This is a genomic window from Marinobacter nitratireducens, from assembly GCF_000708045.1.
In the GTDB taxonomy this organism is placed as follows: domain Bacteria; phylum Pseudomonadota; class Gammaproteobacteria; order Pseudomonadales; family Oleiphilaceae; genus Marinobacter; species Marinobacter nitratireducens.
In genome coordinates this window covers 24,122-44,001 of the sequence record NZ_ANIE01000010.1, presented here as the reverse complement: position 1 = coordinate 44,001, position 19,880 = coordinate 24,122, and the positions used below count along the sequence as shown (strand labels likewise).

Genomic DNA, 19,880 nt, shown 5'->3' with positions numbered 1-19,880 from the left:
CGCCGAAAGGTTCATATCCGTATGGCACTGAACACCGTAGAAGACATCATTGAAGATATCCGTCAGGGCAAAATGGTTATCCTGATGGACGACGAAGATCGCGAAAACGAAGGCGATCTCGTGATGGCCGCCGAGCATTGCACGGCGGAAGCGATCAATTTCATGGCCCGGTTCGGGCGCGGCCTGATCTGCATGCCGATGACACGTGATCGCTGTGCCCAGCTCGGCTTGCCGCTGATGGTGCAACAGAATGCCTCCGGATTCGGTACCAAGTTTACCTTGTCCATCGAAGCGAAGGAGGGAGTGACTACCGGCATCTCCGCAGCGGATCGGGCGCGGACCGTTCAGGCAGCAGTTGCCCGCAATGCCAAGGCGTCCGACCTCGTTCAGCCTGGTCATATTTTCCCGCTGATGTCTGATCCGGGCGGTGTGCTCAGCCGTGCAGGGCACACCGAGGCGTCGTGTGACCTGGCCGCACTGGCTGGCTGTGAACCCGCTGGCGTGATTTGTGAGGTCATGAACGATGATGGCTCCATGGCGCGAAGAGAGGATCTTGAACGTTTTGCCGAGGAGCACGATCTCAAGATTGGCACCATTGCTGACCTGATCCACTATCGCACGATGAATGAGCGGACTGTTGAGTGCGTGGAAGAGAACGAGCTGGATACGGAATACGGCGTGTTCAAGCTCCGCACCTATCGCGACAACATTCAGGGCGCAACGCACCTGGCGATGATCAAGGGAGATATCCGGCCGGAGGAGCCCGCGTTTGTGAGGGTTCATATTACCGATACCCTGCGTGACCTTTTGGGGGCTCGCCGTAAGGATTCCCGCAGCTGGCCGTTGCATCATGCGCTTGAGAAGGTGGCCGAGGAAGGCGCTGGCGTCGTTGTCTTGCTTAACAGCGCTGAAGACAGCTACAACCTGGAAGACCGTATTCACGAATTTTTCGATGATGGTCAGGCATCTGCAGGAAAGGGCAGCTCAGGAGTCTATTTCACGGTGGGTACCGGGTCACAGATTCTCCGGGACATCGGCATTGGAAAAATGCGTTTGCTGAGCCCGCCGGTCAAATTCTCTGCCATTTCCGGTTTTGACCTGGAAGTGGTTGAGTATGTTCCCTACACCCCAGAATGATTAACCCGGCCGGGGCATCGTTGCCCCGGCCAGTGAAGGAGCCATGCATGGCAGACATCAAAGTAATTGAAGGTGATTTCACCGAGTGCAGCGGTCGTTACGCGCTGGTTGTGGGCCGTTTTAACGGTTTTGTTGTGGAAAGCCTGGTCGAGGGCGCAGTAGATACCTTGCGCCGTCATGGTATCTCCGAGGACGATATCACGATTATTCGTGTTCCCGGAGCCTATGAGATGCCGCTGGCGGTTAAACGCGTTGCTGAAACCAGCAACTACGACGCCATTATCGCGCTGGGTGCGGTAATCCGTGGAGGTACGCCTCACTTTGAGTATGTGGCAGGTGAAGCGTCGAGTGGTCTGGGTGCGGTCAGTCTGGATACCGACGTGCCGGTTACCTTTGGGGTTCTGACGGTGGATTCCATTGAGCAGGCCATTGAGCGCTCAGGTACTAAGGCTGGCAACAAGGGTGCCGAAGCTGCGGTTACCGCGCTTGAAATGGTTAGCCTGTTCAAGAAGCTGGGTGAGTGATGAGCACAAACGAAGAACAGTCGTCTCAGTCGGGCCGTTCAGGCCAGCCCAAGGCCGGTGATCGACGTCGGGCCCGGGCTTTGGCGATGCAGGGGCTTTACCAGCGCCATTTCAGCAAAAGCCCTATCTCCGACATCGAAGCCGAATTCATGATCGATAATGACATGAGTAAGGTCGATCTTCTGTATTTCCGGGATGTCCTGCGCGGCGTTGAGCGTGAGCAGATTGAGCTGGACAAGATCCTCGAGCCGTTTCTGGATCGTCCCCTTAACGAAGTGGATCCGATCGAGCTTGCCATTGTCCGTCTGGGAGCCTACGAACTGAAGCATCGCCTTGATGTACCCTATAAGGTAGTGATTAACGAGGGTATCGAGATGGCAAAGCGCTTCGGTGGTACCGAAGGTCACAAGTTCGTGAACAGCATTCTGGACAAGCTCAGCCAGAGGCTTAGGCTTGCTGAGACCCGCCCTTCCCGGTAATGGGTGAATTCGAGCTGATACAGCGCTATTTTCGCCCGCTTTCCCATAACCGGGGCTCAGAAGCCCTCGTTCTCGGGATTGGTGACGACTGCGCTGTGCAGCGAATTCCGCAAGGCCGGGACCTTGTTTTTTCCATCGACACCATGGTGGAAGGCGTTCATTTTCCCACCCGCTACGCCCCGGAAAAACTCGCGTGGCGAGCCCTGGCTGCTGCCACAAGTGATCTGGCGGCAATGGGCGCCAACCCCGTATGCTTCACGTTAGCGCTCACTCTTCCTGAGCCCGGCGAGCCCTGGCTTGATGCCTTTGCCAAAGGGCTAGCGACGGCAAGTAAGGCCTTCGGGATTGCCCTTGCGGGTGGTGATACCACCCGCGGAGCCTTGAGTCTGAGTATTCAGGTGCATGGCACCGTGCCCTGCGGCGAAGCGATAACCCGCTCCGGTGCCCAGGGCGGCGACCTCGTGTGTGTCTCGGGCACGCTTGGCGATGCTGCCGGCGCGCTCCGTTATCTGGATTCGGAGATCGGGGGAAGTGACGTTTCAGCACTCCTTGATCGTTATCATCATCCCGTTCCTCGCCTGGAGTTAGGAGAAGCGCTGATCGGGGTTGCCTCGGCGGCCATTGATGTTTCCGATGGTTTGATCGCGGATCTCGGGCACATCCTCGCGTCATCGGACGTCGGGGCGGAAGTGGATGTGTATCGGTTACCTCTGTCATCCGCTCTGAAAAGATTGGCCGGTGAGCGTGCGGTAGAATTCGCGCTGCATGGTGGCGACGATTACGAACTCTGCGTGACCCTACCCCCGGGAAAGTGGGACGAGTTGGACGAATCTGTCCGGAGCGCCCTGACGGTGATTGGTCGCATTGAGGAGCGCGCGGGGCTGCGGGCCAGCGGTACTGGTCAACAGGAGCTTGTCAATCTGTCGGGTTTTGATCATTTTAGGAGCGTCAAATGAGTCACGAACAGGAAATTCCGGAGCCGGATCATCCCGCCGCTATTCTTCCGCCAGGTTTTCTCAGGCATCCGGTCCATTTCCTGGCTTTTGGCTTTGGCAGTGGCGCGATGGCGCGGGCGCCCGGCACTTGGGGTAGTCTGGCGGCCATTCCGGTCTGGTATGCCTTCTCCTGGACACCAGTGCCTGTCTACTGGTTGATCGTCCTGATAGCCTTTCTGGCCGGTATCTGGCTCTGTGGAAAAACAGCGGATGACCTCAAGGTGCATGACCATGGGGGCATTGTCTGGGATGAATTTGTGGGCATGTGGATTGCGCTCGCGCTGATACCGGCAACCATTTACGGAGTATTGATCGCGTTTGCGCTGTTTCGGCTATTCGATGTGGTCAAGCCATGGCCCATCAATTGGCTTGATGCCAGGCTGCCGGGAGGCCTGGGGATCATGTTCGATGATGTGGTGGCCGGATTTATGGCATTAGCATGTTTTTACGGCATTGATCGCTGGATGATGCCGTTAGTGGGGTGAGCCTTTGCCTTCTTCGGAGGCTTGTTGAGTTGAGCAGCATTCTCAATGCAGTTGTGGTTCCTCTGGTAACATTCGTACCACGTTCAGGAAACGCTTGAGGCCGTTTTCAGCTCGCTCTCTGGACGCGAAAGGCCCGCTGTCAAAACCTTCCCGTGTGGTAAAGTACCACTTACTACCAACGCAGAAGAATCGACTGCTTCGAAAAGGCGCAGGGCCTTCTTCACCGTGCCTTCGTTGGATATCCATGATGACTCCTGTGCCCTTTTTTGATTCTCGTTTTCCGGGCGCCGCGTTTGTTGTGCCGACTGGTTTAAAATTAACCAAAACGTCGGCGAATTCAACATTTTTTTACATTTTTACGGTGTGAGTCTCAAATGGGAAGTGATCGGGACCGCTTCACAGGGGCTTGCCGATGCCCGGCGCTCTCGTCAGAATGCAATAAAACTTTGCCAGAGTTTACCGTGTTTTTTTCATTTTAAATCAAGGAGATTAGATGAATATCCGTCAAGCAAGACTTGCTTTCGCCGCACTACTGGCCGTTGGGCTGGCAGCCTGTTCATCGACCATGTCGCGGGTGGAAACCTGGGAGGGGGCACCGGCCTCCGCTGCCGATGCCGCAGTACTGAAGGCTCCGGCGGCAATCAAAGTTGCCGAAGTCAACGGGCGCAGCATGACCAATTACCTGATGGACGACCTGGCGCTGGATTATGCGTTGTTGCCAGGCAGAAACGAGGTTGTGTTCTCCCACAAGACCATCTGGGCCAAGTCCGGTGTGGTGGATAACGGAGAGTCCAAAGTTCACGTCTATGAGAGTGAGCCTCAGGTGGTGACCTTTGATGCGAAGCCTGGGCAGGTGTACGAATTTCAGTTTGCGAAGGCGGAAAACCGCGGCGAGGCGGAAGCGTTGAGTCAGGACTTCTCGGCTTTGATCGTAACCGGGCAGGGCGACGAAGTCGCTGAGTCGACCCTTTGGGAACCTGAACAGGATAGGGAACGCACCCCCATTTCCTCAGCAGCTTCAGCAGGGGATATGGGGCAGTCCGGGAATGCCCTGGACAGGTTGAAGTCTGTCTGGGCTACCGCAACCGACGAAGAGAAAAAGGCCTTCCTGCGCTGGGCTTTTGAATAACGCAGAATGTCAGTGGGGGCCCTTGAGTGGCCCCCAGCTCCCACCTCACAGCCGGAACCGGCTCAAAGCGCCTTTCAGAACTTTCTCCAGCGCAGTCAGTGCCTCTTCTGAGAGTGACTGCGGGGCAAGAACCGGTGTTTCGTCCGACTGATCCCAGGGCTCCAGACTGTGAGCCGCTTCCTCAATGGCCGTCAGGCTGTCCTCAATATCATCAGCCAGCGACTGGCCATCGGCCACAACATCCGGGCAAAGGGTGAAATTGATGGTCAGGTTCCCCTGGTAGCTGACCGCCACGATCACCAGCCCCATACTGTCAAACAGTGGTGCGGTATTGTATTGCTGTACGAGTCTGGCTCCCTGGAGATAAAGCGGTACCTGAGGTCCTGGCACATTGGTAATCGGCATGTTGAAGACCGGCTGATAACGCTGCGCCACCTGAAGCTCCGAGTATAGTCGGGCGGAAAGGGCCAGCATGGTAGATGGTAGCAACTCCGTTAACCGGTCTGCCGCGATGGCCTCCCGGTAGGGTTCGGAAGCAACGGCATTCCAGTGGATCTTCCGGATCCGGCGGGCCGGGTCAGGCTCGTTTGTGGCGAGTTCCAGCAGCATGGCTGACATCTGGTTGCCCGTGGCTCTTCGAAGGCTGTTGGAGCGAACGGAAATGGGGGTCATCGCCACCAGTGAGCGTTCCGTGTCGGCGCCCTGACGAATCATGTATCGTTTAAGTGTTTCCGCGCAGAGGCCGAGCACCACGTCGTTCAGGGTAACGTCTCCCAGTGACGCCTTGACGGACTTGAGTCTGGAGAGTTCGACACTGGCGGATACGATCTCGCGGTTGCCGGTGATCTGACGATTGAACGGGCTATGAGGCGCGGAAAACAGCGGGAACGGAAGCGGCAGTTTTCTCAGTTGTTTGTGGATCAGGCCCCGGGCCGTGGCTTCCGCCGCACTGACCGCAAGTGAGGTGAACTGGAGTGGAGTGCGCAGTATATTGGCACCCGCCTGCAGCACAACCCGCTCCTCCGATGGCTGGGGTTTTGGGGTCCAGGGCTTCGGTGCACTGATCGAGCGTGGCTCCGGCGTATACTCAAGTAGCTTGCCGATAATCTCCTCGCCGCTGAACGCGTCAATGGCCGCATGGTGAAGTTTCACAATGAGAGCGAAGCCTTCGCTGTCGGGGTTGCTCTCGTCGAGCCGAAAACCGTCGACAAAGGTGATGTGCCAGAGTGGACGGTCCCGTTTCAGTGGTTCTTCGAGAATGCGGGAGGCCAGGGCAGTCAACCCTTCCTTACGGCCCTGGTTGCCAAGGTTCACGTAAGCGAGGTGACGTTCGATGCTGAAATTGGGATCGTCGATCCAGTAGGGGCGCCCCAGCCGTAGTGGGATTTCCTTCAGGCGTTGGCGAAAAACCGGCACCACGTGCAGTCGGCTGCGCAAGTACGCAACGAAGGTACTGAAAGGCAGCGGCTCTTTCCGTTCACTGGCATCAAAGAGATAGACGCCACCGATATGCATCGGGGCGGTCTCTGACTCCAGGTACAGAAACGATGCATCCAATTCAGACAGCTGCCGCATCAGTGAACTCCATTCGGCGATAGGTTTTGGGCAGTATAAACGAAGCAGGCTGCAATTCTGTTGACCATTGTGCCCTTGCCGGGTTTTCCCTGAGGCCAGAGCGGTCGGGGAACGCTCAGTGTGCCAGCCAATCTCCTATCTCCGGGTCTGAAGTCAGGTAATCCCAGAACCACATCAGGGCTTTACCCTGATCCTCGGCATGCCGGGCGACAAGCAGAACCACCGGTTGTCTTGGTTCATGGACCTCTTTGACAACCAATGCGCCGGTTTTAAGTTGCTGCCGTATTCGTGGCAGTGGGAGCCATCCAACCCCCAGCCCGGATGCCTGGACTGAAATTTTTTGATCAATGTTGGCGACAGTGAGGGTCTTTTGCCGCCGGAATATTCCGGCATGCCCGGGCGGTAGAGCTCTCGAGGTGTCGGCCGCAACGGCTGCAGGGTACTTTGAGATGTCCGCCTCTGACAGGGCATGTGTGGCCGAGGCAAGGGGGTGGTCCGCCGAGACAACAAACGCGAAGGGTATTTCGCCCAAGGTGTGGGTGATGAAGTTTCCTGAAGGCTTGCTGAAGTGGTCGGCACCAACAATCAGATCGACCCGCCGGCTTTGCAGGGCATCCCAGGCGCCCGCGAACACTTCCTCGATCACCTGGACATCCACCGGGACGCCCAGGGCATAGAACTGCCGAATGGCCGGGAACAGGCAGTTTGCTGGCAGAAGTGAGTTGAAGCCTATTCGCAGACGCGTTTCCCAGCCCTGGGCGACCTGTTTTGTTGTATGAGCCAGGTTTTCGGCGGCTTCCAGTAGAGCGCGCCCTTCCTCAAGCAAATAGCGTCCTGCGGGTGTCAGAGCTGCTCTGTGGCCTGTTCTGTCGAAAATCGCAACACCCAGATCTTCTTCCAGTTTCTGTACGGTGTAACTGACGGCTGAGGGGACCCGAAAGAGTTCGCCGGCAGCGCCGGCAAAACTGCCTTTGCGGTCAATGGCATCAAGCACTTTCAAGGCATCAATGGTGATTGCTGTATGCATGTTCGAATAATCTGAGGTAGTTGGCCAGAATCTCTTGTTTGAGAGGGTAGCAGGGTGGCCGTTATTCTTCCCTTAAATATTCTTGCGGTTCTGATTCATTGAGGTGTTGGTTGCATGGGCCTGTTAATTGATGGGAAGTGGCACGATCAGTGGTACGACACGGATAAAACTGGCGGTAAGTTTGAGCGCGAAGCTGCCAGATTCCGGAACTGGGTCACTGCCGATGGGGCACCGGGACCGACTGGGAAAGGTGGTTTCCGGGCCGAGTCCGGTCGATATCATCTGTATGTCTCCATGGCTTGTCCCTGGGCGCACCGGACGCTGATATTCCGGGCTCTGAAAGGGTTGGAAGCGCATGTGTCAGTGTCCGTGGTGCATCCGGATATGGTCGAGAACGGCTGGGAATTCCGTCCGGGCGATGACCGCCACAGGGATCATTTGCATGATTTCCAGTTTATGCATCAGCTATACACCAGAGCCGCGTCTGACTATTCCGGTCGGGTGACCGTGCCGGTATTGTGGGACCGACAGACGCAGACCATTGTGAGCAATGAATCTGCCGATATCATCCGAATGTTTAACTCCGCGTTCGATGAGATTGACGGTGTCAACTCAGGTCTGGATTGTTACCCGGAACCGCTTCGTGCCGACATTGACGCGGTTAATGATCGCGTGTATCGAGCGGTAAACAACGGTGTGTACAAGGCCGGATTTGCCACGGCTCAGGACAAGTATGAGGAAGCCTACCGGGAACTGTTTTGTGCCCTGGACTGGCTGGAGGAGCGATTGTCGGCTCAGCGATACCTGGTCGGCAGCCAGCCCACAGAAGCGGACTGGCGTCTGTTTACGACGCTGATCCGGTTTGACGCGGTGTATTTCAGCCACTTCAAGTGCAACCGGCAGCGCATTGATGACTATCCGGCGTTATCAGCCTTTCTGCGAGACTTGTACCAGGTCGATGGTGTGGCTGATACCGTCGATATTGGACAAATCAAGCGCCACTACTACGTGAGCCAGCGCACCATCAATCCCACCCAAATTGTCCCGGTTGGGCCAGAACTTGATTTCAGTGCGCCCCATGGCCGCGAGCAGCTTAGCTGACCCGGGCAACCGCGACTTGTGTAAGCAGTTCCAGTGCCTCTTTATGGGGCGACGGTGCGAGGGTGGTCAAGCAATTGGCTGCCTTCTCTGCTTCCTCTTTGGCTCTATTCATGGTGTAGGTCAGGGCGCCTGAGTCTTCTACGATGGACAGAATACGGGGCATGTCGTCCAGTCCCCCTTTGCGAATGGCCTGCCGTATCAGCTGACAGTCTTCGCTGCTGCAGTTCGCCATGGCGTGAATCAGTGGAAGGGTGGTCTTACCCTCGGCCAGATCATCTCCAACGTTTTTGCCCATCGTGTCTGCGTCGCCCCGGTAGTCCAGAACGTCATCGACCAGCTGGAAGGCGAGGCCAAGGTGTTTGCCGTAGTCCCTGAGCGCGGTCTCGTCTCTTCCCTCTGCGCCGGAGAGAAGGGCGCCGGTATGTGAGGCAGCCTCAAACAGCATGGCCGTTTTGTTGTGGATGACCTTCATGTACTGGGCTTCGGTCAGATCCGGGTTTTTGACGTTCATCAGTTGCATCACTTCACCCTCGGCAATGACCGCGGTGGCGTGAGACAGCACATCCATGATTGCCAGGCTTTTCAGTTCGACCATCATTTCAAAGGCCCGGGCATAGAGGAAATCGCCGACCAGAACACTCGGGGCGTTCCCCCACCGGGCGTTGGCCGTGCTCCGGCCGCGTCGCATGTCAGAGGTGTCCACCACGTCATCATGTAGAAGTGTCGCGGTGTGCAGGAATTCGATGACTGCAGCCAGTTTGAGGTGGTCGTCCTTCTGATAACCCAGCGCTTTGCTGGAAAGCAGGACCAGTAGTGGGCGCAGGCGTTTACCGCCGCTCTCTATAATGTACTGGGCTATCTTTTCGACCAGTGGGACGTCCGAAGAAAGCCGCTGGAGAATCAGTTCGTTAACGCGACTGAAGTCGTCGGCCACGGTTTCGTTGATGCGCTGGACAGTCATGCGGCTTCAGGATCCCTTATGCGATGGTGTGATGATGCGCTGCGTTGTTTAGAAAACGGGAGGTCGCGGCAATGCTAGGTATTGCTGCTTACACTGTCAACTTGGTTGGTAATCCTGCTTGTATTGAGTGGCCGTTTTTCGTAGAATCACGCGCCCAACTCATCCCAACCTGCGCTCCCTGCTATAGGGTTGCCAGAGAGCTTCCCTTAGAACCAGGTGGATAAGAGCAGGGATGGGTCAATCGCGGAGAACGTTAATGTACGCAGTTATTGTTAGCGGTGGTAAGCAGCACCGTGTAAAAGAAGGTGAAACCCTGAAGCTGGAGAAGCTGGAAGTTGAAACTGGTGGTAACGTTGAGTTTGATCGCGTTCTGCTGGTTGCTGACGGCGACAAGGTTCAAGTAGGTGCGCCGGTTGTTGAAGGTGCCAAAGTGACAGCGGAAGTGGTTAGCCACGGTCGTCACGACAAGGTGCAGATCATCAAGTTCCGTCGTCGGAAACATCATATGAAGCGTCAGGGCCACCGTCAGTGGTTTACTGAAGTAAAGATCACGGGTATCAAGGGCTGAGGCTCTCGAATTACCCCCTAGATAAGGAGGCTGGTAATGGCTCATAAAAAGGCAGCAGGTAGTACCCGTAACGGTCGCGATTCCGAGTCGAAACGACTTGGTGTAAAGCGCTACGGTGGTGAGACTGTATCTGCAGGTAGCATCATTGTTCGTCAGCGCGGAACCCGCTTCCACGCTGGTAGCAACGTAGGCATTGGCAAGGACCACACCCTTTTCGCAAAAGCGGAAGGTCAGGTGAAGTTCGAGGTCAAAGGCCCGCAGAGCCGCAAGTTTGTAAGCATCGTTCCGGCTGCTTAAGCAGCGGCGATCCGGTTCTTTAGGACCTTGGATAGCGCGAAACTCCTGATATAGTGAGTCAGTCGCGTTATTCGGAGCCCCGCAAAGCTTCCTAGAGGCTGCGGGGCTTTTTAGTTTATGCGCTATGCGCAAAGGGTAAATCATGAAGTTCGTAGACGAAGCCACCATCATTGTCGAAGCCGGTAAAGGCGGTCACGGCTGTCTCAGTTTTCGGCGTGAAAAATACGTTCCCAAGGGCGGTCCCGATGGTGGTGACGGCGGGGATGGTGGTTCCGTGTATCTGGAAGCGGATGAGGGGTTAAATACGCTCATCGATTATCGCTTTCAGCGCAAGCACAAGGCTCAGAATGGTGAGCCGGGTTCTGGGCGGAACTGTACCGGAACCAAGGGGGAAGACCTGGTGATGCCGGTTCCTGTCGGCACGACCGTGGTGGACATGGATACCCATGAAGTTCTTGGGGATCTGACCCGCGTGGGGCAGCGGCTCAAGGTCGCTCAGGGTGGTTTCCATGGGTTGGGGAATACCCGCTTCAAGTCTTCGGTCAACCGGGCGCCCCGGCAGACAACCAAAGGCTCTGAAGGTGAGTTGCGGAACCTTCGGCTTGAGCTCAAAGTGCTCGCTGATGTGGGCTTGTTGGGGATGCCGAATGCCGGTAAATCCACATTTATCCGTTCCGTTTCCGCGGCTCGCCCGAAAGTGGCGGATTACCCGTTCACCACTCTGGTTCCCAACCTTGGTGTTGTGAGCGTTCAGGCGCACCAGAGTTTTGTGATCGCGGATATTCCCGGTTTGATTGAGGGGGCGGCAGAAGGTGCCGGGCTGGGTATCCGGTTTCTGAAGCATCTGGTGCGGACCCGTCTCTTGCTGCATCTGGTGGATGTGGCTCCCTACGATGGCTCTTCGCCCGTCGAGTCTGTGCGGGCGATTGAGCGCGAGCTCGAAAAGTTTAGTGAAACCCTGGCGAATCGTGATCGCTGGCTGGTTCTAAATAAGGTCGATATGGTTGCGGAAGAAGACCGTGAGGCCCATTGTCAGGCAATTGTTGATGAGTTGGGTTGGGAAGGTCCTGTCTTCCATATTTCCGCTCTCAGCGGCGAAGGCACCAAGCCCCTGGTGCAGGCCGTGATGCGGTGGATCGAGGAGTGTGCCGAAGAAGAGGCTCAGAACCCCGAATTTGCCGAGCGTGAGGCGAAGCGTCGTCTTCAGATGGATGAGGAGGCGCGCGCCAGGATTGAGGCCGAACGCCAGGCCCGTCGGGCTGCTCGTCAGGATGACGATGACGACGATGACGATGATGACGGCGTTGAAGTGGAATACGCCCCGTACTAGTTCGAGAGATTTTCATCGCAATGAGTGAACGTGTTCAGTTGCGCCAGGCTCGTCGTTTGGTGGTCAAAATTGGAAGTGCCTTGCTTACCAATGATGGTAAGGGCTTGGATGTGGCCGCCCTGGGGCTTTGGGTCGACCAGATAGCCGCCATGATTGAAGACGGTGTCGAGGTGGTGCTGGTGTCTTCCGGTTCTGTTGCAGAAGGCATGAGTCGATTGGGTTGGACGGCCCGGCCGCAACAGTTGCATGAGCTCCAGGCCGCCGCTGCAGTGGGCCAGATGGGGTTGGTGCAGACCTGGGAGGCTCAGTTCAAGCGTCACGGCATTCATACGGCGCAAATTCTGCTTACCCATGACGATCTGTCGGATCGAAAGCGTTATCTGAACGGTCGTAGTACGCTCCGGGCGTTGCTGGATTTCGGTGTCGTGCCCATCGTTAATGAAAACGACACAGTTGTGACCGACGAAATCCGGTTTGGCGACAACGACACGCTTGGGGCGCTGGTTGCCAACCTGATCGAGGCGGATGGTCTGATTATCCTGACGGATCAGTTGGGGCTGTTCGATAAGGATCCCCGTAAGAACGAGGATGCCAGGCTGGTCACAGAGCGGAAGGCCGGAGATCATGAGCTGGATGCCATGGCCGGTGGTGGCGCAGGCGTTCTCGGGCGTGGTGGTATGCAGACCAAAGTGCGAGCGGCGCGTCTTGCGGCTCGTTCTGGTGCGTTTACAGTCATTGTTGGTGGTCGTATCGAGGGGGTCATGACTCGGCTTCGTCAGGGCGATGTGATTGGTACCCTGTTGTTGCCTGAGCAGGGCCGGGTGGCTGCCCGTAAGCAGTGGTTGGCCAGTCACTTGCAAACCCGGGGGAAGCTCACTCTGGATGAGGGGGCGGTGAAGGTGTTGTGTCTGGGTGGGCGCAGTCTGTTGCCGGTCGGTGTGAAGGGTGTTGTCGGGCAGTTTCGCCGTGGGGAGATGGTTTCCTGTGTCGACGAGACTGGTCGGGAGGTTGCTCGCGGTCTGGTTAACTACGATGCTGATGAGGCCAGGGCTATTGCGGGGCGTTCGAGTGATCGCATTGCGGAAGTGTTGGGCTACATTTCCGATGAAGAGATGGTGCATCGGGACAATCTGGTGATTGTCTAGGTCAATTTCCGGATCTTAATGACCGAGCATAAAAAAACCGGCCATTGGCCGGTTTTTTTATGCTCGTCTGCTGGGATTAGGCGCTTTTAAGTGCCTTGATCTTGGCGGACAGACGGCTCTTATGGCGAGCAACCTTGTTCTTGGCGAAGATGCCTTTGTTAACCATGCTGTCCAGGATCGGCTGAGCCTCCTGGAATGCGGCCTGGGCTTCGTCGTAATTGCCAGACTCGATTTTGGACTGGATCTTCTTCATGTACGTGCGCGCCATAGAACGCAGGCTTGCGTTGTGCTTGCGGTTTTTCTCGTTCTGACGTGCGCGCTTCTTGGCTTGCGGGGAATTTGCCACCGTAAAACTCCTGAAAATCTGAAATACGTTGCTAAATGATTCGTTACATCGCGGGCGCGCCAAAACCAGCGCGTCGAAATAAATGACGCGGAACTATGCCGCTGAAAGCCTGAAATGTCAAGCGCAAAAGCCAGTTTGTCCCCCGTGTGCGAGCGGTGTGTTAAACTCGCCGCTCGCCGATTACGGGGAGGGTTCAGCATGTGCTGCCGTCCCTGATAGGTATCGGTTTTTACCAACAATTACCCAGAGCCCCCATGTCACCGGAACCTGAATCCAGCACCGAGAACAAAACCCTCCCCAAAGCGCCAGGGCTGCTTCGGTCGTCTGGCGTTGTCGGCAGCATGACCATGCTTTCCCGGGTGCTCGGTCTTGTTCGGGATATGGTCATTGCTCGTTATTTCGGTGCCGGTGCCGGTGCCGATGCTTTCTTCGTTGCTTTCAAAATTCCGAACTTTCTTCGCAGGCTGTTTGCAGAAGGGGCCTTCTCGCAGGCCTTTGTGCCTGTTTTGTCGTCCTATCGTGAGCGGCAGTCAGTATCCGACGTGAAACATCTGGTGGATGCGGTGGCGGGCACGCTAGGGATGATTTTGCTGGCGGTCACGCTGCTGGCCGTACTCGGGTCGCCGGTTCTGACGGCGGTGTTCGCCCCGGGTTTTCTGGATGATCAGGCCAAGTTCTCGATGGCGAGTGAGATGCTCAGGATTACCTTTCCGTATCTGCTTCTCATTTCTCTGACAGCATTTGCCGGTGCCATCCTCAACAGCTACGACCGTTTCGCGGTGCCGGCATTTACGCCTGTGCTGTTGAATCTGTCCATGATTGCCGCGGCGGTGTTTTTAACGCCGATCATGGCAGAGCCTGTAATGGCGCTCGCCTGGGGTGTCTTTATTGCCGGTGCCTTGCAGTTGTTCTTTCAATTGCCGTTTCTGATGCGATTGGGGTTGATGCCCCGGCCGCGTATTGATTACCACCATGAAGGTGTCCAGCGAATATTGAAGTTGATGGCGCCCGCACTGTTTGGTGTTTCGGTTAGTCAGATCAACCTTTTGCTGGATACGGTGCTTGCCTCCTTTCTCCAGACCGGAAGCGTGTCCTGGCTTTACTATTCGGACAGGTTGTCGGAACTTCCGCTGGGTGTTTTCGGGATTGCCATCGCAACCGTCATTCTACCCAGCTTGTCCCGTAAACATGCAGCGGCTTCATCGGATCAGTTTGCTGCGACCCTGGACTGGGCGGTGCGCACTGTATTGCTGATCGGTGTACCTGCGGCCCTTGCGCTGGCGCTTCTGGCTGAGCCGTTAATTGCCACGCTGTTCCATTACGGGGAAGTGACGAATCGCGATGTTCTGATGTCCGCTCAGAGTCTGCGGGCCTACTCGGCCGGACTGTTGGCCTTTATGTTGATCAAGGTTCTGGCGCCTGGATTTTTTGCCCGTGAGGACACCCGCACACCGGTAAAAATCGGTGTTATCGCGATGGTGGCCAATATGGTCTTCAACCTGGCGCTGATTGTTCCTCTCGCGCATGCCGGACTGGCGTTGGCAACGTCGCTGTCGGCCTGGCTAAACGGCTTTCTCCTGTGGCGAGGGCTGCGGCGGGAGGGAGCCTGGAGTAGTCAACCTGGCTGGCCAGTGTTTATGCTTCGGCTGCTGCTCGCAAATGCTGTGCTGGCTGGAATTATCCTCTGGTTGAATGGGCCCGTAAGTGAGTGGCTGGCGATGGATGGCTATCGGCGGGCGCTGGATATGACGGTTATGGTTGCTGCCGGCGTGGGGGGATATTTTGCTGCGCTTGTCCTGGTTGGGGTGCGGGTAAGACATTTCCGCCAGAGGTAAGGTATAATCGCGCGTTTTCTCGCCAGCGTTTGTCTTCGCTCTGAGTGGCCGGGTGGCTTCCAGGGCATTGCAATGCTGAAAGCCAAATGGCAATGAAGGTTTGCGCCCCATGCGTCTTATCCGTGGTCTGATCAATCTGAATACGCTGTCTGAGCGGGAGGATTTTCCTTTCGCACAGGGGTGTGTCGCGACCATCGGGAACTTTGATGGCGTCCATATCGGGCACCAGACCATTCTTGAGCAGGTCAAAGAAAAAGCAGCGGCACTGGGTGTGCCCTCGGTTGTCATGGTGTTCGAGCCTCAGCCCCGGGAATTTTTTCAGGGGAACGAGGCCCCCCCAAGACTGATGTCTTTCAGACAGAAGTTTGAAGCGTTAACCGCACTTGGCATCGATCATGTGCTTTGCCTTCACTTTAATGGCCGTTTACGGCGCCTGACCAGCCACGAATTTATTGATACGGTCCTTGTTGAGGGGGTGCGTGTTCGTCATCTGGTTGTCGGCGATGATTTCCGGTTTGGCTGCGACCGGACAGGCGACTTCATGTTGCTTCGGGAGGTGGGGCGCCAGCAAGGATTTACGGTAGAGAATACCCGCACGGTGACGGTTGCCGGAGAGCGGGTCAGCAGTACTCGGGTCCGCGAGCGGCTCACGGTTAATCGCCTGGAGGAGGCCGAGGCACTTCTTGGGCGGCCCTACCGCATCCGTGGCAGGGTGGTGTACGGGCGTCAGCTTGGGCGTGAAATCGGCGCTCCGACCGCGAACATTCTGCTGCAGCGCATGGCGCCTTTACAGGGCGTTTATGTGGTCACCGCGATGCTGGAAGATGGCGAGGTGTATGACGGTGTTGCCAACATCGGGTTGAGACCCACTGTCGATGGCAAGCAACCGGCACTGGAAGTGCACCTGTTTGACTTTGCTGGCACACTTTACGGTCAGCACATAGAAGTCGTGTTTCGGCATGGCCTGCGGGAAGAAATCAAGTTTGACTCCGTCGACGCGCTGAAAGAACAGATTGCCCGGGATTTTGACGACGCCCGGGACTGGATTACTGATAACGGTTCATTAAAAACCACCGCTTGATTGCGATGGTTTTGGCATAGTGATTATTGACCCATACCGACCAAAAGAGTACGCACACAGACCATGAGCGACTATAAGCATACCCTGAATCTGCCGGAAACCGCCTTCCCGATGCGCGGAAACCTGGCCAAGCGCGAGCCTGAGATGCTCAAGCGTTGGCAGGATCTCGATGTCTACGGCAACCTGCGCGAGCAGCGTGAGGGTAGGGACAAGTTCATCCTGCACGATGGACCTCCCTATGCAAATGGCAGCATTCACATTGGTCATGCGGTCAACAAGATCCTGAAGGACATGATCGTCAAGTCCCGCAGCTTCATGGGCTACGATGCCCCCTATGTGCCGGGCTGGGACTGTCATGGTCTGCCAATCGAGCACAAGGTTGAGCAGGAAATCGGCAAGGCTGGCGTCAAAGTGGATTACAAAACTTTCCGTCAGGCTTGCCGCGACTACGCGACCAAGCAGGTTGACGGACAGAAGGCTGACTTTATTCGCCTTGGCGTCATGGGCGAATGGGACAAGCCTTACCTGACGATGGATCCGAAGGTAGAAGCTGGCATCGTTCGTGCTCTGGGCAAGATCGTGGCCAAGGGGCACCTGGTTCGGGGCTACAAACCGGTTTACTGGAGTGTGGTCGGGCAGTCTGCATTGGCAGAGGCCGAGGTTGAGTATCAGGACAAGACCTCCACTCAGATAGATGTGCGCTTTACGTTTGTGGATCAGGCTCGGGTGCTGGACCTGTTTGGTACCGACCAGGGCGAGGGTGACGTTTCTGTTGTGATCTGGACAACTACGCCCTGGACTATTCCGGCCAACCAGGCGGTCTCCCTGGGCGCAGATATGGAATACGCCCTGGTGCAGCTTGACGTGGGACAGGGTCCCGAGCGGATGGTGCTGTCGTCGGAAATGGTTCAGGGCATCATGGCTCGCTGGGGGATTGAGGACTACACGGTTCTGGCTCATGCGGCAGGGTCCGTGTTGGAGAAGCTTGCTCTGCATCACCCCATCTACGACAAGCAGGTTCCGGTGATTCTCGGTGATCATGTGTCTACGGACGCGGGTACCGGCGCCGTCCATACCGCGCCCGATCACGGTATGGAAGACTTTGAGGTGGGCCGGGAATACGGCATTGGCACCATCAACTTGGTGAAGGCCGACGGTACCTACACGGAAGCCGCCGGCGAGTTTGCCGGTGTGCACGTCTACAAAGCCGATGAGCCGGTATGTGCTGCCCTGACCCGGGAAGGCAAGCTGGTTCGCTCCGAGAAGTTTCAGCACAGTTACCCGCACTGCTGGCGTACAAAAACGCCTTTGATTTACCGTGCCACGCCACAGTGGTTCATCAGCATGGACAAGCTCAATCTGCGTGCCGATGCCTTGGAGGCGATCAAGGGCGTCCGCTGGGTGCCCGCCTGGGGGCAGAACCGAATTGAAGCCATGTTTGAGCAGAGCCCGGACTGGTGCATCTCTCGTCAACGTACCTGGGGCGTGCCCATCACGCTGTTTATCCACAAGGATACTCAGGAGTTGCATCCGGACACCCAGGCACTGTTTGAGAAGGTGGCTGCCGCAGTGGAAACCGGTGGCATTGATGCCTGGTATGACCTTGATCAGAACGAACTGCTGGGCGCCGATGCGGATCAGTATGAGAAGGTTCTGGATACCCTGGACGTGTGGTTTGACTCCGGTGTGACCCACGATTCTGTCCTGCGGGTACGCCCGGAACTGGGACAATTCCCCGCTGATCTGTACCTGGAAGGCTCCGACCAGCATCGCGGCTGGTTCCAGTCCTCGCTCAAGACGTCCATCGCCATGAACGGCGTGGCACCTTACCGGCAGGTACTGACGCACGGATTTACCGTGGATGGCTCGGGTCGGAAGATGTCCAAGTCACTGGGTAACGTGATCGCGCCCCAGGAAGTTATGAACGAGCTGGGCGCCGATATCCTGCGTTTGTGGGTCGCTGCAACGGATTACAGCGGAGAAATGACGGTATCCAAAGATATCCTGCGCCAGACGGCCGACGGTTACCGTCGTATCCGGAATACCGCCAGGTTCCTGCTGAGCAACCTGAACGGGTTTGATCCAGATCAGCACCTCGTCGCTCCGGAAGATATGATTGCGCTGGACCGCTGGATGGTCGATCGCGCGCTGCAGTTGCAGGAAGAGTTGCATGAAGATTTTGGCAACTACGCGTTCCTGAGAATTTATCAGAAAGTCTATAACTTCTGTGAAGCTACCCTGGGTGGTTTTTATCTCGACATCATCAAGGATCGCCAGTACACCACACAGGCCGATAGTTTGGCCCGGCGCTCGTGCCAGACTGCGTTGTATCACGTGATTGAGGCACTGGTGCGCTGGATTGCACCGATCCTCAGCTTTACCGCGGACGAAATCTGGCAGCACCTGCCCGGTGAGCGTGGCGACACCGTGTTCTATGAAACCTGGTACGAAGGTCTGACCGAACTGCCTGAAGGCATGGAGCTGGGCCGGGACTACTGGCGAGAGATCTACGGCGTCAAGGAGGCCGTAAACAAGTGCCTGGAAGAGGCTCGGGCTCGTGGTGAAATCAAAGGCTCGCTCAGTGCTGAAGTCACCCTGTACTGCGAAGGCGATCTTGCCGCTGATCTAAAGCATCTGGGTGAAGAGCTACGCTTTGTCCTGATTACTTCCGAGGCAACGGTGAGGCCGGCGTCTGAAGCGGGTGATGCGGAAACGACAGGTTATGAGGGCCTTAGAGTCAAGGTAACACCGGCGACTCATGCCAAATGCGAGCGTTGCTGGCATCATCGCGCAGATGTGGGGCAAAGTGCGGAGCATGACGATCTGTGTGGTCGTTGCGTGACCAATGTGGACGGTGCCGGTGAAGCCCGCACTTTCGCCTGATGGACGCCGCAATGAGTGAATCGACAACCGGAAGCAAACTCAAGTGGCTGTGGCTCGCTGTGCTTGTCGTGGTCATTGACCTGGGTACCAAGGCCATGGCGACGGCCATGTTGACCTACGGAGACCCGGTTCCGGTGATGCCGATGTTCAACCTGACCCTGCTTCACAATACCGGTGCGGCGTTCAGCTTCCTTGCTGAGGCGGCCGGTTGGCAGCGCTGGTTTTTTGTCACTCTGGCCCTGGTCGTGAGTGTGGTGCTGGTTGTCTGGCTAAAGCGGCTCAAGCACCACGAGACCTGGATTGCGATTGCGGTCGCTCTGATTCTTGGCGGTGCCCTTGGCAATGTGTATGACCGCGTCGTGCATGGGTATGTGGTGGATTTCCTGCACTTCTACTGGCAGGACTGGCATTTCCCAGCGTTTAACCTGGCAGATACCGCGATCACCATCGGTGCTGCCATGATGATTCTCGACATGTTCCGCAAGCCGGACGACGGCGCGGAAGGGAGCAACTGACACTCATGAAAGAACTTGCTGTGGATAAAGGCACGCGGGTCAAACTTCATTTTGCTCTTAAGTTCCGGGGCGGAGAGGTGATTGATTCCACCTTCGAGAAGGAGCCGGCGACTCTGGAGATTGGCGACGACAACCTGCCAGAAAACTTTGAAGTCTACTTGATGGGTATGTCGGCTGGTGATCGCCAGAGCTATGAGGTTCCGCCAGAAAAGGCTTTTGGCCAGCACAACCCGAGTAACGTTCAGACCTTCAAGCGCCATGAATTCAGTGCTGATATGGTGCTGGAGCCCGGTGTGATGATCTCGTTTGCAGACGCTCGCCAGAGTGAGCTGCCCGGCGTTGTCAGCCGGGTTGAAGGTGATGAGGTCGAGGTGGACTTCAATCATCCCCTGGCGGGGCGTACACTGATTTTCGATGTTGAAATCATCGACGTCGAGCCAGCCAAGCCGACACACTGACCTCTGCCC

At 56.6% G+C, this 19,880-nt stretch carries 21 protein-coding genes; 16 read left to right on the top strand and 5 right to left on the bottom strand.

The annotated features are described in order from the left end of the window. Nucleotides 1-21: 21 nt before the first annotated feature. The 5 genes from ribBA to D777_RS16815 are packed head-to-tail and all read left to right on the top strand — an operon-like array spanning nucleotide 22 to nucleotide 3,620. The gene (gene ribBA / locus D777_RS16835) at nucleotides 22-1,137 is read left to right on the top strand and encodes a bifunctional 3,4-dihydroxy-2-butanone-4-phosphate synthase/GTP cyclohydrolase II (RefSeq protein WP_036134680.1); all 1,116 of its coding nucleotides are present in this window, start codon (nucleotides 22-24) and stop codon (nucleotides 1,135-1,137) included. Between the two features lie 47 nt (nucleotides 1,138-1,184). Continuing rightward, complete coding sequence (ribH, locus tag D777_RS16830) at nucleotides 1,185-1,661, top strand: 6,7-dimethyl-8-ribityllumazine synthase (RefSeq protein ID WP_036134678.1); 477 nt, start codon at nucleotides 1,185-1,187, stop codon at nucleotides 1,659-1,661. Further along, entirely contained in the window at nucleotides 1,661-2,140 is a 480-nt protein-coding gene (nusB, locus tag D777_RS16825) for a transcription antitermination factor NusB (protein WP_036134675.1), read from the top strand. Before ribH ends, nusB begins: the two co-directional genes overlap by 1 nt. Then, nucleotides 2,140-3,096 (top strand): thiamine-phosphate kinase, encoded by a 957-nt coding sequence (gene thiL, locus D777_RS16820; RefSeq protein ID WP_036134672.1) that lies wholly within the window; start codon nucleotides 2,140-2,142, stop codon nucleotides 3,094-3,096. Before nusB ends, thiL begins: the two co-directional genes overlap by 1 nt. Then, on the top strand, nucleotides 3,093-3,620 hold the full coding sequence (locus tag D777_RS16815; protein WP_036134669.1) for a phosphatidylglycerophosphatase A family protein: 528 nt from the start codon (nucleotides 3,093-3,095) through the stop codon (nucleotides 3,618-3,620). Before thiL ends, D777_RS16815 begins: the two co-directional genes overlap by 4 nt. Nucleotides 3,621-3,662: 42 nt before the next feature. On the opposite strand, the gene D777_RS17890 is transcribed toward D777_RS16815, so the two are convergent. Further along, nucleotides 3,663-3,866 carry a DUF6316 family protein gene (locus tag D777_RS17890; protein ID WP_081849596.1) on the bottom strand — a complete coding sequence of 68 codons (204 nt, stop codon included), beginning with the start codon at nucleotides 3,864-3,866 and terminating at the stop codon, nucleotides 3,663-3,665. Nucleotides 3,867-4,113: 247 nt separating this feature from the next. Here D777_RS17890 and D777_RS16810 point away from each other — a divergent pair, with 247 nt between their 5' ends. Further along, on the top strand, nucleotides 4,114-4,749 hold the full coding sequence (locus tag D777_RS16810) for a DUF2057 family protein (protein ID WP_036134668.1): 636 nt from the start codon (nucleotides 4,114-4,116) through the stop codon (nucleotides 4,747-4,749). 45 nt (nucleotides 4,750-4,794) lie between these two features. On the opposite strand, the gene D777_RS16805 is transcribed toward D777_RS16810, so the two are convergent. Then, nucleotides 4,795-6,324 (bottom strand): WS/DGAT/MGAT family O-acyltransferase, encoded by a 1,530-nt coding sequence (locus tag D777_RS16805; RefSeq protein ID WP_036134665.1) that lies wholly within the window; start codon nucleotides 6,322-6,324, stop codon nucleotides 4,795-4,797. Between the two features lie 115 nt (nucleotides 6,325-6,439). Further along, nucleotides 6,440-7,351: a LysR substrate-binding domain-containing protein gene (locus D777_RS16800; protein WP_036134662.1), complete on the bottom strand. Its 912-nt coding sequence runs from the start codon at nucleotides 7,349-7,351 to the stop codon at nucleotides 6,440-6,442. 114 nt (nucleotides 7,352-7,465) lie between these two features. Between D777_RS16800 and D777_RS16795 the strand changes: the two genes are divergently transcribed. After that, nucleotides 7,466-8,452 (top strand): glutathione S-transferase family protein, encoded by a 987-nt coding sequence (locus tag D777_RS16795; RefSeq protein WP_036134660.1) that lies wholly within the window; start codon nucleotides 7,466-7,468, stop codon nucleotides 8,450-8,452. On the opposite strand, the gene ispB is transcribed toward D777_RS16795, so the two are convergent. Further along, nucleotides 8,445-9,413, bottom strand: coding sequence for an octaprenyl diphosphate synthase (gene ispB / locus D777_RS16790; RefSeq protein WP_036134658.1), 969 nt, complete (start codon nucleotides 9,411-9,413; stop codon nucleotides 8,445-8,447). The genes D777_RS16795 and ispB overlap by 8 nt on opposite strands. Before the next feature lie 256 nt (nucleotides 9,414-9,669). On the opposite strand from ispB, the gene rplU reads away from it, so the two are divergent. The 4 genes from rplU (at nucleotide 9,670) to proB (ending at nucleotide 12,753) form a co-directional block, all read left to right on the top strand. Next, nucleotides 9,670-9,981, top strand: a complete 312-nt coding sequence (rplU, locus tag D777_RS16785) for a 50S ribosomal protein L21 (protein ID WP_036134656.1) — start codon at nucleotides 9,670-9,672, stop codon at nucleotides 9,979-9,981. A gap of 36 nt (nucleotides 9,982-10,017) precedes the next feature. After that, complete coding sequence (gene rpmA / locus D777_RS16780; protein ID WP_036134654.1) at nucleotides 10,018-10,278, top strand: 50S ribosomal protein L27; 261 nt, start codon at nucleotides 10,018-10,020, stop codon at nucleotides 10,276-10,278. Nucleotides 10,279-10,420: 142 nt separating this feature from the next. Further along, entirely contained in the window at nucleotides 10,421-11,608 is a 1,188-nt protein-coding gene (gene cgtA / locus D777_RS16775) for an Obg family GTPase CgtA (protein WP_036134652.1), read from the top strand. A 20-nt stretch (nucleotides 11,609-11,628) separates the two neighbouring features. Then, nucleotides 11,629-12,753 (top strand): glutamate 5-kinase, encoded by a 1,125-nt coding sequence (gene proB / locus D777_RS16770; RefSeq protein WP_036134649.1) that lies wholly within the window; start codon nucleotides 11,629-11,631, stop codon nucleotides 12,751-12,753. Nucleotides 12,754-12,829: 76 nt separating this feature from the next. Here the strand turns inward: proB and rpsT are convergent, their stop codons facing one another. Next, on the bottom strand, nucleotides 12,830-13,099 hold the full coding sequence (gene rpsT / locus D777_RS16765; RefSeq protein ID WP_036134646.1) for a 30S ribosomal protein S20: 270 nt from the start codon (nucleotides 13,097-13,099) through the stop codon (nucleotides 12,830-12,832). Nucleotides 13,100-13,353: 254 nt separating this feature from the next. On the opposite strand from rpsT, the gene murJ reads away from it, so the two are divergent. From murJ to fkpB, 5 genes are all read left to right on the top strand, one after another. Then, nucleotides 13,354-14,934, top strand: coding sequence for a murein biosynthesis integral membrane protein MurJ (gene murJ, locus D777_RS16760; protein ID WP_081849595.1), 1,581 nt, complete (start codon nucleotides 13,354-13,356; stop codon nucleotides 14,932-14,934). Nucleotides 14,935-15,043: 109 nt separating this feature from the next. Continuing rightward, a complete protein-coding gene (gene ribF / locus D777_RS16755) occupies nucleotides 15,044-16,015 on the top strand; it encodes a bifunctional riboflavin kinase/FAD synthetase (protein ID WP_036134644.1) in 972 nt (323 codons plus the stop codon). Between the two features lie 63 nt (nucleotides 16,016-16,078). After that, a complete protein-coding gene (gene ileS / locus D777_RS16750) occupies nucleotides 16,079-18,898 on the top strand; it encodes an isoleucine--tRNA ligase (protein WP_036134641.1) in 2,820 nt (939 codons plus the stop codon). Then, nucleotides 18,898-19,413, top strand: a complete 516-nt coding sequence (gene lspA / locus D777_RS16745) for a signal peptidase II (RefSeq protein ID WP_036134639.1) — start codon at nucleotides 18,898-18,900, stop codon at nucleotides 19,411-19,413. Before ileS ends, lspA begins: the two co-directional genes overlap by 1 nt. A gap of 5 nt (nucleotides 19,414-19,418) precedes the next feature. Next, complete coding sequence (gene fkpB, locus D777_RS16740; RefSeq protein WP_036134636.1) at nucleotides 19,419-19,871, top strand: FKBP-type peptidyl-prolyl cis-trans isomerase; 453 nt, start codon at nucleotides 19,419-19,421, stop codon at nucleotides 19,869-19,871. The last annotated feature ends 9 nt before the right edge of the window (nucleotides 19,872-19,880 follow it).